Here is a 12,542-nt window from a genome sequence, read left to right on the forward strand (position 1 = left end):
GTATTCCTCGTTAATTTAAAATAGCCGTCCACAAACGCCGTTACTTCTATGCCGCCGCAACACCGCTGAACCGGTCGATGGCAAACGCATCGAGCGGTAGGGATGCCACACCGTCCAGCACCAGCTCCGATACCAACTTCCCGCATCCCGGTCCAAGCTGAAACCCGCTGCCGCAATACCCGAACGAATAGGTCAGGTTCGACGCCCGCCGGCTGGGCGAAATCACGGGCAACGAGTCGTCGGTGAATGCTTCCACGCCGGCCCATGCGCGATTGATCCCGAGATTGCGCAGATGCGGAAACAGGTCGACGACTGTATTTGCGCTCTTCACGAGCCGCGCAAAATCGACTTCGCCATGACGTCCGGGCAGATCCGCGATCCCGATCAGCTTGCCGCCGATAACAACCGTGCCGTTATCGAATTGCTTGAACGAGAGCGGCCGCCCCGTTGCGCCGAGCGTCGCGCGGCAGAACGGCGCAGCGCGATGCGTGACCATCAGCATGAGCCCTTCAGGATGAACCGGCACCGGCTCGCCGACTTGTTGCGCGAGCTCGCCCGACCATGCCCCGGCCGTGACAACCAGCTTCGCGGCAGAGAATACCCCCGCCGGCGTGTGCGCGAGCCAGCGCTCGCCCTTCTGTTCGATGCGTGTCACCGGTGTGCCTTCGTGGAACACCGCACCATGCCGCTCTGCTGCAAGGCGAAACGCCGTCGTCGTCCGAAACGGCAGCGCGTAACCATCGCGCTCGACCCAAATACCGCCGGTCACATGCGGCGTAATCGCCGGTTCCAGCTCAAGCAAAGTCTCACGGTCGATGATCTTCTCATGCGTAAAACCATGCGCCTCGAGCAGCGCCACGCGTTCGCGGCACTCATCGAGTTCGGCTTCGGTCTCGGCAATCTTCAACTGTCCCGACGCCACGAAACCCGCATCGTCACCGATTGTATCGACGATGTTGTGCCAGATCTCCCGCGACATCAACGCCAGCGGAATCTCCGGCAATGGCCGGCCGAGCGTACGCACGCCACCTGCATTAACGCCCGATGCATGGCGGCCGACATAATCGGCTTCCAGCACAGTCACGCTCACACCGCGGCGCGCGAGATGGAACGCGCTGCTCGATCCATGCAGCCCGCCGCCGATGACCAGCACGTCGGACTCGTTGGCTACGGGCTTATTCACCGGCCAGTTCTCCCAGCGTAAGCGGTTTAATCGGCGGCCGGATGCGGTAGTAGCCGACTGTAGCGGGAGCCACATCGCGGGCATCGGCAATCACTTCCGTCACGGTCAATCCGCAGAGGCGGCCTTGACACGGACCCATGCCGCATCGGCCGAAGGACTTCGCCTGGTTCGGTCCGAGACAGCCAAGCTTCACGAAATGCCGGAGTTCGCCGGCCGTGACTTCCTCGCAGCGGCACACAATCACCTCGTCCTTCGGCACGCGATTTTCATCGCGTGGCCGATAGAGGCTGTCGAGGAAAGGGCGAATGCGCATGACGTCGCTCAAGCGCCGAAGCAGCGGCGCGGCGCTGCGATTGCGCGCGGCGGTATCGATCGCGCCAAGCTGCGTGGCAATCGCCAGCGCTGTCACTTCGCCTTGCGTTTCCGCCGCCTGCGCGCCGCCAATGCCGCCGCCATCGCCTGCAACGAAGATGCCGGGGACATCGAGTTCGCCCCATTGATCGGTGACGGGCGTGAAGCATAACTGCGCTTCATCCCACTTATGCGATGCCCGCAGCGACTGCGTGAACTGCGTATTCGGCACCACGCCCTGGTGCAGCAGGATGACATTGGCTTCAATCCGATGCGACACGCCCCGCACCGAGAAATGCAACGCGCGTGCGCGCTCGCTTCCGTCTTCGTCGATACCGCTCTCCACGCGCAGATCGTCGGCGGCTTCGTGCATCGGCACGCCGGCTTCGCGCAAGGTCCGCATCAACTGCAAGCCCTTGCTCAGGTAAGGCCACGCGCGCAATGCGGACAGCATGTGCCGCTTGGCGCGCCAGCGGTCGTCGTGGCGAGTCGTATCGACGAGCGCGCGGATCGGTACGCCAGCGCTTACGTACTGCCATCCGAGGAGATAAAGCAGTGGTCCGCAGCCGACCAGTATCGGCGGCTCGGTGGGCACTTCGCCCGCGCTTTTCAGCAGGATCTGCGCGGCGCCGGCGGTCATCACGCCGGGCAAGGTCCAGCCGGGAATCGGAAAGGGCCGCTCGAGCGCGCCGGTCGCGAGCACCACGCGCCTGGCCTCGAAGCTGCCCACTTTGCCGTCCTTGAGGTAGTGCACCGAGCGCTCGCGCGTGACTTGCCAGACCGATGCGTTCGGCACATAACGCGCGCGGGAGCGGGCGAATGCGCTGGCCAGCGCCGAACCGGCGGCATAGTCGGGACCGAGGATGTTACGGCGTTGCGCGTCGCTGCGTTCGATCGCGCGATAGATCTGCCCACCCACCGCTTCCTGTTCATCGAGCAGCACCACCGACAACCCTGCTCTCGCAGCCTGAGTCGCAGCGGCAAGCCCGGCAGGTCCAGCGCCGATCACGGCGACATCGACGGATTCAGCGGCCATGAACGTTCTCCCTGGATGCCTGCGACAAGTCCAGATCCGACTGCGGCGGCAGATCGCGTGCGCCCTCTTGCGAATGAATACGCATGCCGTCTTGCACCGTGACCATGCAGCTCTGCCGGCTCGGCATGCCATCGATCTCGACCAGGCATTCGAAGCACGCGCCCATCATGCAATACGGCGCGCGCGGTGCGCCCGATACCGGCGTCGCGCGAAAACGCTGGACTCCGGCGGCCAACAATGCGGCGGCAACCGAACGGCCCCCCGCTACGCTGAAAGGCTGGTCGTTGAACCAGATCTGGATGGCGGTTTCAGTCTTGGCGTCGGTGCCGGCGGCCGGCTGGAGCACTCTGAATAGCGGTTTGGAAGTCATAGCGGAATGTCGGTGTTCAAGGGGCGCCGCGTGGCGCGCAAGCGAGACGTTGAAGCGGCTAGTGAGCATGGCTGGCCGGGTGATCGGCGGCGAGGAAACGGCCGCCCCGGAACGCGGGGAGTTCATCGGGGATCGGACCACCGGTTATCCAGGGTGCGATGCGCAAGGCATGTGCTGCCGCCAGCGTCACACCGCTGTGACAGGTCACGACGAATGAGCCCGGGTACTGCAGCGACTGTTCGTAGATCGGAAAACTGTCAGGGCTATAGACACGCAGCGCGGCCCACGTGCGCACCAGCCGCACGTTCTTCAACAGGGGGAAGCTACGCACCCCGCGTCGCGCGATGGTCGAGAGCACGTCGGTGGTGGTGAAGTCGTTGTAGCCGGCCTCTTCCATCGAATCGCCGAACTGCACCGAGCCTTCGTCGGTCTGGCGCACATTGATGGTCGGGTAATGCAGGAACGGTGCGACCCGTTCACTGACCAGCACCTGTCCGCGATTCGGCGCGACCGGCGCATGCAGACCCACCTGGGCGCTGAGCGCACGGTTACCAAGGCCCGCTGACAGCACGACCTTCGGCGCGCGCCACACAGCGTTCCTGCCGTGCACGGCGAAGCCGTTCGTCTCGGGAACGATGCGACCGATCTCTTCGCCGTTGACGAGCTTCACCCCGCGCCGCTGCATGGCGTCGTGCAGCGCACGTAGCAGCTTGAGCGGATTCACGTGACCGTCCATGGGCGTATAACTCGCGCCGATCACTTCAGGTCCCACGGCCGGCAGACGTTCGCGCAACTCCTGCGCGTCGAGCAACTGATAGGGATACTCGCCACCGAGTTCCGCCTGCAGCGTCGATAGACGTTTCTCGCGCTCGGCCATCTCGTCGTCGGAGAAACACAGGTGGAAACCGCCCGGCTGCTTAAGCGATACATCGATACCGGTGTCCTCCAGCAACGCAGCTGCGAGTCCCGGCCATAGTCGCGCCGAGCTACGCGACCAGCGCGCGTAGGGCGACAAACCGTAACCCTTGCCCTGCACCCACACCAGGCCGAAATTGCCGCGCGAGGCGCGAAAACCGCCGTCGCCCTGGTCCAGCACTGTCACCTTCGCCCCCTCGCGCGCCAGCCCGTAGGCCACCGCGGTTCCCACCAGCCCGCCTCCGACCACCAGCACGTCGGGACTGTCGACTGAATGACCTCTCATCGTGTTTCTCCAATCAGGACGCGGTCCAGACCCACCATACGGTCGAGCACCAGCATCAGGACGACCGTGCCGACGATCAACACGGTCGACACGGAGGCGACCAGTGGATCGATCGTCTGCGCGATCTGGTTGTACATCGCGACGGGCAGCGTGGTCGTGCCGGGCGTCGCGACGAAAATGGTCATGGTGAGCTCGTCGAAGCTCTGGATGAACGACAGCACCCAGCCACCCGCTACACCCGTGCGTATCATCGGCAGGACCACGCGGCGAAAGGCCGTGAAGCGGCTGGCGCCGCACGACAGCGCCGCCCGTTCCGCATCGCGATCAAGGCCTATAGCCGATGACAAAGCAAGCCGCAACGCATACGGCAACACGATGATCACATGCGTCGCGCAAAGCGCCCAGAACGAGCCGCCGAGCCCGAGCAAGCTAAGAAAACGCAGGAACGCGATGCCGAGTACGACGGCGGGAATCATCATCGGCGAGAGGAAAAAGCCGGTGAGCGCAGCGCGGCCGGGGAAGCGGTAGCGTGCGATGGCAAGCGCCGCCGGCAACGCCAGCGCGACGCCTATCGTGGCCGCCACCAGCGCGAGGCGCACCGAGAGCCAGAACGCCCCGACGATCTGATCGTTGTCCAGGATCGCCCTGAACCAGCGCAGCGACGCGCCGTCGAACGGCAGCGAGATGAATCCCTTGTCGGTGAAAGCGACCAGGATGACGACGACCAGCGGCGCGGCGATAAAGGTCAGGAAGAGCGCATTGAACAGCAGGCCGAGGAATCCGTTTTGTTTCATGACGTCCCCCGGTTCAGTCGAAGATGTGCTTGAAACGGCGCTCGGCCAGCCGGCTGCAGCCCAGCACGATCACCACATTGGCAATAAGCAGCAGCACCGCGATCGTCGCGCCCAGCGGCCAGTTCAGCGTGCCGAGGAACTCATCGTAAGCGGCGGTCGCAACCACTTTCAGACGCCGCCCGCCGATCAACGCAGGTGTCGCGAAAGCCGATGCGGACAGCGCGAACACAATGATCGAACCCGACAGCACGCCCGGCAGGATCTGCGGCAGCACCACACGCCGGAACACCCGGAACGGTGAAGCGCCGAGTGAGCGGCCGGCCCATTCCACCTGCGGGTCGAGTTTCTGCAGCGTCGCCCAAACCGACATCACCATGAAGGGCACCAGCACGTGCGTCAGCGCGATCACCACGCCGGTCATCGTGAAGACGAGACGAATGGGTTCAGAGGTGATGTGAAGCGCCTGTAACGCGTTGTTCAGCACGCCGTTGTTGCCAAGCAGGATCTGCCAGCCGAGCGTACGGACAACGACCGATATCAGCAACGGACCGAGCACGACAAGCAGGCAGATGGATTGCCAGGGACGTTTCATCCGCGCGAGCACGATGGTCTCCGGCACGCCGAGCAGAATGCAGAGCAAGGTCACGGCAAACGCGAGACCGGCGGTGCGGCCGAAGATCGAACCGTAGTAGGGGTCGGTAATAACTTCGATGTAGTTGCGCAGCGTGTAGGTGGCGAGCGTGCCCTGGCTGCTGCTGAAGACGTGGAAGGACAGCATGAGCGTCAACACAAGCGGCACCAGCAGCAGGCCGCAGAACAACAGCAACGCGGGGGCGGACAGGAGCCACGGCGCGGCGCCCGCGCGATCGTTGTCAAGCGTGGCCATCGAGTCCCTCCTTCTGGAGCACGCGCAAGTCGTCGTCCGACCACGCCACGCCGACCTGCGCGCCTTCGTCCGGTGGCGGCGCGCCGTCATTGGGCTGGGCTACGCTGAGTTGTCCAAGACCGGTATCGATGAGAAGCAGCCACTGGTTGCCGGTGAAAACGCGTGTGGTGATGCGGCCAGTGGTGCGAATAGCTGCCGTATCGATGGTCGCGAGATGCACCTTCTCCGGCCGGATATAGACATTCACCTGACCCTGCACATGGCGGCCTTCGTGCGGCACCTTCAGCGTGGTGCCGGCGACATCGACTTCCGCGCAGCGTCCATTGCGGCGCAACACCTCGCCGGGCAGCAGATTGGTCTTGCCAAGAAATGCTGATGCAAACAGCGTCGTCGGCCGCTCGTAGGCTTCGAACGGCGTGCTCAATTGCGCGATCGTGCCGCGATGCATCACCGCGATGCGATCGCTCATCGTCATGGCTTCGACCTGATCGTGCGTGACAAGAATGGTCGTGATGCCGAGACGCTTTTGAATCGCCCTCAGCTCGATGTGCATTTCCTCGCGCAGCTTGGCGTCGAGATTGGACATCGGTTCGTCGAGCAGCAGCAGTTCAGGACGCATGGCGAGCGCGCGAGCGATGGCGACGCGTTGCCGCTGGCCGCCCGACAGCTCTTTCGGATAACGGCCGCCTAGTCCGCTCAGCCGCACGAGATCCAGCGCTTCGGCGACACGTTCGGCACGCGCCGCGCGTTTCATGTTGCGCATCTCAAGACCGAAGCCGACGTTGCCATCCACGGTCATATGCGGAAACAACGCATAGCTCTGGAACACGACACCCATGCCGCGCTTCTCGGGCCGTTCATATGTGATATCGCGACCATCGAGCAGGATGGTGCCGGTAGTCGGCGTGACAAAACCCGCGACCATCTGCAAGGTCGTGGTCTTGCCGCAACCGGATGGACCGAGCAGCGACAGGAACTCACCACGTTCGACGTCAAGGTCGATCTGTTCGATCGCGGTGAAGTCGCCGTAGCGCTTCGAAATGCCTTTGAGTGTCAGGAAGCTCATGTGCGGTCGGTCCGTCCCGGTTCAGCGTTCTACGCTGCGATTCCAGCGCTCGGTCCATTCTGTCCGATGCTGGTTGATCGTCGCCCAGTCCATGGCGACGAGCTTCGAGATTTGCTCAGGACCATAAGGCACGCGCGCCGCCACTTCCGGAGTCAGTTGCACGGTCTTGTTGACCGGGCCAAGGCCGATCGCCTGGGCCTGGATCATCTGCACTTCCGGGCTTAGCAGGTACTGGATGAACTGCTGCGACAACGCCGGCTGCGCATTCTCCGCCACCACGCAGGCGCCAACCTGCAGCGCGACTCCGCCCTCTTTCGGGTAGAAAAACTTCAGCGGAAAACCCGTGTTCTGCAGCGCAACGGCGCGACCGCTTCCATATGGCGCAAGGATCACGTCGCCGCTTTGCATCAGGCCGTCCATCTCGCCCGGCGTCGGCGCCCAGGACAGCACGTCCGGCGCAACCTGCGTGGTCATTGCGGTAAAACCCGGGTCGATGTTCTTCTCGCCGCCGCCATTCAAACGCGCCAGCATGACAAGCGTATGCAGGCCGTAAGTGTTCGTGATCGGCGGCATGCCGAGCTTGCCTTTCAGGCGTTTGTCGTACAGCACGTTCCAGGAATCCGGCGCGGGCAGGCCCATCTTCTTGAACGCATCGGCGTTATAACCAATCCCCGTTGCGACCATGCCGACACCCACCGAGGTCGGGCCAAGATGCGCAAGCGGATACAGGTCCTTCATTACCGGCGCGTCGTCGATCTTCGCGCACAAACCCATCTGCATCGCCTGGTACATCGGGCCGTCGTCCATCACCGCGACATTGATCTGCTGATGTCCTTTTTGCGCCTGCAATTTTGCCAGCGTGTCGCTGGAATTACCCGCCACGTAGACTATCTTGACGTCGTGCGCTTTCTCGAACGGCGGGATGATCTTTTGCCGGTACATGGTCTCGTTCGAACCGCCGACGTTCGCCACATACAGCGTGGTTTCAGCGTGCGCGAGCAGCGACCCCGACAACGCCCCGGCGCAGCCGAGCGCGGCAAGCAGTGGCCGCAGATACGAACGAGAAGACGACGAGCAACGGCTTTGCTGCAGTTGTTTCATGTGCGATTCTCCAGACTGTGCAGGGTCGGACGCTTGAGGGTTTGGCTTAAGAGTCGGGTTAAACGGCGAAATTATTCTGTTCGTCGCAGGGCATATCGTCCAATAAGAATAAAATAACTATCCATACAAGGATGATATGGGTTTCGTTCAATGAATCTTAAGCACATAGAGGCGTTCCGGGCGGTGATGCTGGCGGGTTCCATGACCGCGGCGGCCAGGGAATTGTTCACATCGCAGCCCAATATCAGCCGCCTGATCACGCAACTGGAACGCGAAACCGGGCTGCTGCTGTTCCAGCGCAGCGGCGTGCGGCTGATTCCCACCAGCGAGGGCAATGCGTTTTTTCGTGAGGTGGAACGCGCGTATGTAGGCCTGCAGGGGCTGACCAATGCCGCGGCTCAGATCAAGAATCTGGGGACGGGGCGATTGCGCATTGCAGCAATGCCGTCGGCGGGATTGACGCTCGTGCCGCATGCAATCCAGCGCTTTCAGGCCCTGCACCCGGAAGTCACCATTTCGCTGCACGTGAACACCTCAGGCACCGTCAACCACTGGACGAGCTCGCAGTTCTGCGATCTTGGCGTCGCGGTTTATACCAGCGAAGCGTCCAATTGCGAGATCGAGTTGTTATCGAAGGTGGCGGCGGTGTGTGTATTACCGGAAGGGCATCGGCTGGCGAAAAAAGCAACGCTCAAGCCCAAGGATCTTCAAGGCGAGCGATTCATCTCCTTGTGCCACGGCGACGGCACGCGCGCGCAGATGGACGAGGTATTCGAACGCGAGGGAGTCGAACGGGTGCTCGCGATCGAAGGGCAGTATTCGGCAATCTGCTGCGAGATGGTTCGCTGCGGCATGGGCGTGACGCTGGCTCATCCGATTGTCGCGCAGGACTTCGCCGGTCCCGGCATCGCGATCCGGCCGTTCACGCCAGCGGTCTTGTTCCCGACTTATTTGCTTTTTCCCCCGCATCAGCCGCGGGCGCGTCTGACGGTGGAATTCGTCGATGTGCTGCGTAAAACGCATGAGGACCGGCTCGCGGCGATGCTGGTTAAACCGGAGCGGCTGAAGCGGGCTTGAACGGGGTGGCGACGCTAGCGGTCGGCCTGCGTACCCGGTAAATCCACGAGTCGATGCGTGCTAATGGACCTGATTGCGCTCTCGCATGCCGGCGCTCCCGTCTCCAGATGGACCACCAGGTCGTAGGTGGTCGAGCGCCGCGTGAGCATCAGGCAAGTCACCTCGCCTTGAACCACTCGCGTCGAATGCCAGCAATGTGGCCGCATGCAGACGCCCTCGCCCGTTGGCACCCAAAACGCGCGCAACGATCTCATATCCGGAAGGCCGCCATCCGTGCTCGTTGCAACGATCTGGATCACCGGTCCCGTCAGCGGCACGATGGCCTGCTGTGTCAGCCAATGCGCTTCGAGGCTTGCGACCGTATCGTCGGCGTTCCTGTACTTCACCCACAAGACTTCGGTTTCGCCGGCCACGCCGGTATCGAAGAGATGCTCGCGCCAGAAATCCGAGGACGGACTGGTGTATGCGGGAACGCTGCCGTCTGCTTTGAGCGGCTTGCCCAGCATCCAGCCGTAAGCACTGAAGGCCTCGGCGCTTAGCGGCTGAATCGTGAGAGAAGGTTCAATCTGCATTTTTCGGCAAGTCTTCTGAATTGAAAGGGAATCGACGCTTCATGGCGAAAGCGACGCGTCGCCCGAGTTGGGAAACAACGCGAACTCAGGACCGTTGGCCAGGCTGAAATCGCGTACGACCTGCAACGCAAGGCGCGTGATGGATTCGCACAGCAGGCTGTCCGGGCTGCGCCTGAACGATGCAACGAGCGCAAGTGCCGGGACCCGATGTGTCACCTGCAGCAATTGCAGGCGTCCGGACTCCAGCTCGCGCGTGACGAACGCGGTTGGCAGCACCGCTATGCCGAAACCATCGAGAACGAGACGGATGATCGCGGCAACGGAGCTCACGCAGTTGATCTGCACGTGCGTCTCGCCGCTGGCCGCGAACAACTCGGTGAGAAAACCATGCGGCGCCGAGTGCCGCGCGAAACTGACGATGGGAAACGCGGCGAGTTCGGCTTCCGAGAGCGCTTCAGCGGAGAGATTGAGTGAAGGGCTCGCCACCCAGCGCATGGGAAGTGTTCCAAGCGGAACGTTCACGGCGTCGCTGCCGGTGACGTTCGTGGTCAGCAAAGCGACATCGACGTTACCGTTGATGAGATGCCCGGAAAGATTTGCCGTGGTGTCCGACGTGAGTTCGATCGTCAGGTTCGGGTATTCCTCCCGCACGCGCTTGAGCAGTTCCGGCAGCCACGTATGCACGACCGACTCGATCACGCCCAGGCGAAGCAGCCCCGCGACCTTGGAGCGGTCGCTGACACTCGCGAGCATCTCCCGGTTCAGCTTCAGGATTTGCTCCGCAAACGCAAGCGCCTTGGTGCCTTCCTGGGTAAGCGTCACATCGCGCGGGCCGCGCTCGAACAGGCGTACGCCGAACTCCTGCTCGAGCGCGGAAATCCGGCTGGAGATGGCGGCTTGCGTAGCGTGCAGGTGTTCAGCCGTCATCCGGAAGTTACGCAGCTTGGCGAGCCATACAAACGTTTCGAGAAAACGGACATTCATGGCGCACCCCGGATAATGCGTTGAGTGGTGAAGCAACGTGCGTCGACGGAAGCATTCCCGTGAGTTTATCGCCGGATGATTTTATCGCTGATAAGAAAAAGTGAGGACAGGGGCCAACATTTACTTGTTGGACATCGCAGCATGCTTCTTCAAGACTGTCATTCATCGAGTCAACCCGGTGAAAGGTTTTGATGAAGACACTTGAATGCAGGATCGACGGTGGTGCGGGCATTGAAATAATCGTGAGGCGCCTGGTCATTGCCGGCTGGGCGGGACGCGATGCGCGCGACGTCGAGCACCATATCCGCGAACTGGAAGCGCTGGGCGTCAAACGGCCGGCGTCGGTGCCGACGTTCTATCGAATCACAGCAGACTTGCTGACGACATCGGAGCGAATCGATGTCGTCGGCACGCACTCATCCGGCGAGGTGGAAGTCGTGCTGATCCAGACCGCGAGCAATGGCTTGCTCGTGGGTATCGGGTCCGATCACACGGATCGCCGGGTTGAGAGCTACGACGTCGCTGTGTCGAAGCAGATGTGCGCCAAGCCGGTGAGCGCCACGCTCTGGCGTTACGCCGATGTCGCCTCGCACTGGGATTCGCTGATCGCGCGCAGTTGGCGGATCGACGGCGATGCTGACCGCGTGTTGTATCAGGAAGGCACGCTCGCACGCCTGCTGCGTCCGGAAGAGCTGATTGAACGCGGTTTCGGTGCGGGCGGCATGCCGCCCGGCTCGGCGATGTTCTGTGGCACGCAAGGCGTGCTCGGACACTTAAGCGCGAGTGCGGGCTATGAACTGGAATTGCATGATCCGGTGCTCGGACGCAGCCTTCGGCACCGTTACCTGGTCGACGCGCTGGCCCATGTGGAATGATGGGCAGGACGGCTATCCGCGCACCGCGTAGGGGGTATGAGCACGCACTCACAGCCTGCTAGTCGTTGTCTTTCGCAACGTCCGCGCCTGCAATTTGATGGCGCGCCAGGGACGCCGCGACAAAGCCCGATGCTTTCATGTCCTCGACAAACTTCGACAGATACGCGGCCGCTTCATCGCCCTTTGCTTTTGGGACCCCCATCGCCTGACGGATCACCATGAAACGTTGATCGAGCATCCGCAATCCGCCTGCCTTCGCGGCATCTCTTTCGAGCTGTTGCTTGACGCCTGCGGCCACGTCCAGATGCTGATCCAGAAAACCTTGCACCACAGCGGGGGACGTCGGAATCCGCACAATCTTCGCGCGATGCAATTCGCGCGTGAGGAACAGATCGTACGCGCTGTCCTTGCCAACTGCGACAGTCACTCCCGGTTGATCGACCTGATCGTTGGCGGTAATCGGCGACGCGTCGCGCACCAGATAAAAGCCTTCAATCAACACATACGGTTTCGTGAAACTGATTTCTTGTCCGCGCTTCGGATCGACGGCGAAGAAGCCGATGTCGGCCTTGTCCTGATTGACGTTATCCACGGACGCGCCCGCCGACCTGACCACGACCAGTTGCAGCGGCACACCGAGACGGCTGGCGAGTTCGGTGGCGAGATCGACCGATACGCCAACCGCCTTGCCGGTTGCTGGATCGATGTTCGCCAGTACCGGATTCCCGAGATTGATAGAAGCGCGCAGCGTGCCGCCCGGCGCAAATACTTTCACCATGGATTCGCCTGCCTGCTTCGCGGATTGCGAAGCGGTTGGTGGTGGGAGGTTCGCGCCTTGGGTCTGCGCGAACGCGGAAACGGATAGGGCGGCGCTGATTGGCAGCACGACCGATAGCGTTGCAACGAGACCCGTCGAAAGCTTCGTCATCTTGGGATGCCCTTGATTTAGCGGACCAGCACTGCCTTAACGGACTGCCCGGCAGAGATTGGAGGCCGCTGCGCATTGCTTCGAACCCATCGCGAACGACATTCGCTCCTTGTTTTCG

The 12,542-nt window shown here is 62.3% G+C and carries 13 protein-coding genes; 2 read left to right on the forward strand and 11 right to left on the reverse strand.

Annotated elements, in window-relative coordinates; all coding sequences use genetic code 11:
- Nucleotides 1-46 precede the first annotated feature (46 nt).
- Genes EOS_RS21265 through EOS_RS21300 form a run of 8 tightly spaced genes read right to left on the reverse strand, consistent with a single transcriptional unit; the run spans nt 47 to nt 7,988 of the window.
- Nucleotides 47-1,183, reverse strand: coding sequence for an NAD(P)/FAD-dependent oxidoreductase (locus EOS_RS21265; protein WP_047848668.1), 1,137 nt, complete (start codon nt 1,181-1,183; stop codon nt 47-49).
- A complete protein-coding gene (locus tag EOS_RS21270; RefSeq protein ID WP_047848669.1) occupies nt 1,176-2,570 on the reverse strand; it encodes an FAD/NAD(P)-dependent oxidoreductase in 1,395 nt (464 codons plus the stop codon). The genes EOS_RS21265 and EOS_RS21270 overlap by 8 nt, the downstream gene beginning before the upstream one ends.
- Nucleotides 2,560-2,940 (reverse strand): (2Fe-2S)-binding protein, encoded by a 381-nt coding sequence (locus EOS_RS21275; RefSeq protein WP_047848670.1) that lies wholly within the window; start codon nt 2,938-2,940, stop codon nt 2,560-2,562. Before EOS_RS21275 ends, EOS_RS21270 begins: the two co-directional genes overlap by 11 nt.
- Nucleotides 2,941-2,998: 58 nt before the next feature.
- On the reverse strand, nt 2,999-4,141 hold the full coding sequence (locus EOS_RS21280) for an NAD(P)/FAD-dependent oxidoreductase (protein ID WP_047848671.1): 1,143 nt from the start codon (nt 4,139-4,141) through the stop codon (nt 2,999-3,001).
- Nucleotides 4,138-4,935 (reverse strand): ABC transporter permease, encoded by a 798-nt coding sequence (locus EOS_RS21285; protein WP_047848672.1) that lies wholly within the window; start codon nt 4,933-4,935, stop codon nt 4,138-4,140. The genes EOS_RS21280 and EOS_RS21285 overlap by 4 nt, the downstream gene beginning before the upstream one ends.
- Nucleotides 4,936-4,948: 13 nt before the next feature.
- Entirely contained in the window at nt 4,949-5,821 is an 873-nt protein-coding gene (locus tag EOS_RS21290) for an ABC transporter permease (RefSeq protein WP_047848673.1), read from the reverse strand.
- A complete protein-coding gene (locus EOS_RS21295) occupies nt 5,808-6,887 on the reverse strand; it encodes an ABC transporter ATP-binding protein (protein ID WP_047848674.1) in 1,080 nt (359 codons plus the stop codon). The genes EOS_RS21290 and EOS_RS21295 overlap by 14 nt, the downstream gene beginning before the upstream one ends.
- 21 nt (nt 6,888-6,908) lie before the next feature.
- Nucleotides 6,909-7,988 (reverse strand): ABC transporter substrate-binding protein, encoded by a 1,080-nt coding sequence (locus EOS_RS21300; RefSeq protein ID WP_047848675.1) that lies wholly within the window; start codon nt 7,986-7,988, stop codon nt 6,909-6,911.
- 150 nt (nt 7,989-8,138) lie between these two features.
- On the opposite strand from EOS_RS21300, the gene EOS_RS21305 reads away from it, so the two are divergent.
- Nucleotides 8,139-9,065 carry a LysR substrate-binding domain-containing protein gene (locus EOS_RS21305; RefSeq protein ID WP_047848676.1) on the forward strand — a complete coding sequence of 309 codons (927 nt, stop codon included), beginning with the start codon at nt 8,139-8,141 and terminating at the stop codon, nt 9,063-9,065.
- 14 nt (nt 9,066-9,079) lie between these two features.
- Here EOS_RS21305 and EOS_RS21310 read toward each other — a convergent pair whose 3' ends face one another.
- Both EOS_RS21310 and EOS_RS21315 read right to left on the reverse strand, forming a co-directional pair.
- Nucleotides 9,080-9,637, reverse strand: a complete 558-nt coding sequence (locus EOS_RS21310) for an ureidoglycolate lyase (protein ID WP_047848677.1) — start codon at nt 9,635-9,637, stop codon at nt 9,080-9,082.
- Between the two features lie 39 nt (nt 9,638-9,676).
- Nucleotides 9,677-10,621: a LysR family transcriptional regulator gene (locus EOS_RS21315; protein WP_047848678.1), complete on the reverse strand. Its 945-nt coding sequence runs from the start codon at nt 10,619-10,621 to the stop codon at nt 9,677-9,679.
- Nucleotides 10,622-10,812: 191 nt separating this feature from the next.
- Between EOS_RS21315 and EOS_RS21320 the strand changes: the two genes are divergently transcribed.
- Nucleotides 10,813-11,496: a DUF2848 domain-containing protein gene (locus EOS_RS21320; protein WP_047848679.1), complete on the forward strand. Its 684-nt coding sequence runs from the start codon at nt 10,813-10,815 to the stop codon at nt 11,494-11,496.
- Between the two features lie 58 nt (nt 11,497-11,554).
- Here EOS_RS21320 and EOS_RS21325 read toward each other — a convergent pair whose 3' ends face one another.
- Entirely contained in the window at nt 11,555-12,424 is an 870-nt protein-coding gene (locus EOS_RS21325) for an ABC transporter substrate-binding protein (RefSeq protein WP_082163452.1), read from the reverse strand.
- Nucleotides 12,425-12,542 lie beyond the last annotated feature (118 nt).

The sequence above is a fragment of the Caballeronia mineralivorans PML1(12) genome (assembly GCF_001028175.1).
GTDB lineage: Bacteria > Pseudomonadota > Gammaproteobacteria > Burkholderiales > Burkholderiaceae > Caballeronia > Caballeronia mineralivorans.

Excerpts from the sequence above, each read along its gene's own strand:
- EOS_RS21270 (WP_047848669.1), bottom strand. The coding sequence starts at position 2,570 with ATGGCCGCTGAATCCGTCGATGTCGCCGTGATCGGCGCTGGACCTGCC.
- EOS_RS21275 (WP_047848670.1), bottom strand. The coding sequence starts at position 2,940 with ATGACTTCCAAACCGCTATTCAGAGTGCTCCAGCCGGCCGCCGGCACC.
- EOS_RS21280 (WP_047848671.1), bottom strand. The coding sequence starts at position 4,141 with ATGAGAGGTCATTCAGTCGACAGTCCCGACGTGCTGGTGGTCGGAGGC.
- EOS_RS21285 (WP_047848672.1), bottom strand. The coding sequence starts at position 4,935 with ATGAAACAAAACGGATTCCTCGGCCTGCTGTTCAATGCGCTCTTCCTG.
- EOS_RS21290 (WP_047848673.1), bottom strand. The coding sequence starts at position 5,821 with ATGGCCACGCTTGACAACGATCGCGCGGGCGCCGCGCCGTGGCTCCTG.
- EOS_RS21295 (WP_047848674.1), bottom strand. The coding sequence starts at position 6,887 with ATGAGCTTCCTGACACTCAAAGGCATTTCGAAGCGCTACGGCGACTTC.
- EOS_RS21300 (WP_047848675.1), bottom strand. The coding sequence starts at position 7,988 with ATGAAACAACTGCAGCAAAGCCGTTGCTCGTCGTCTTCTCGTTCGTAT.
- EOS_RS21305 (WP_047848676.1), top strand. The coding sequence starts at position 8,139 with ATGAATCTTAAGCACATAGAGGCGTTCCGGGCGGTGATGCTGGCGGGT.
- EOS_RS21310 (WP_047848677.1), bottom strand. The coding sequence starts at position 9,637 with ATGCAGATTGAACCTTCTCTCACGATTCAGCCGCTAAGCGCCGAGGCC.
- EOS_RS21315 (WP_047848678.1), bottom strand. The coding sequence starts at position 10,621 with ATGAATGTCCGTTTTCTCGAAACGTTTGTATGGCTCGCCAAGCTGCGT.
- EOS_RS21320 (WP_047848679.1), top strand. The coding sequence starts at position 10,813 with ATGAAGACACTTGAATGCAGGATCGACGGTGGTGCGGGCATTGAAATA.
- EOS_RS21325 (WP_082163452.1), bottom strand. The coding sequence starts at position 12,424 with ATGACGAAGCTTTCGACGGGTCTCGTTGCAACGCTATCGGTCGTGCTG.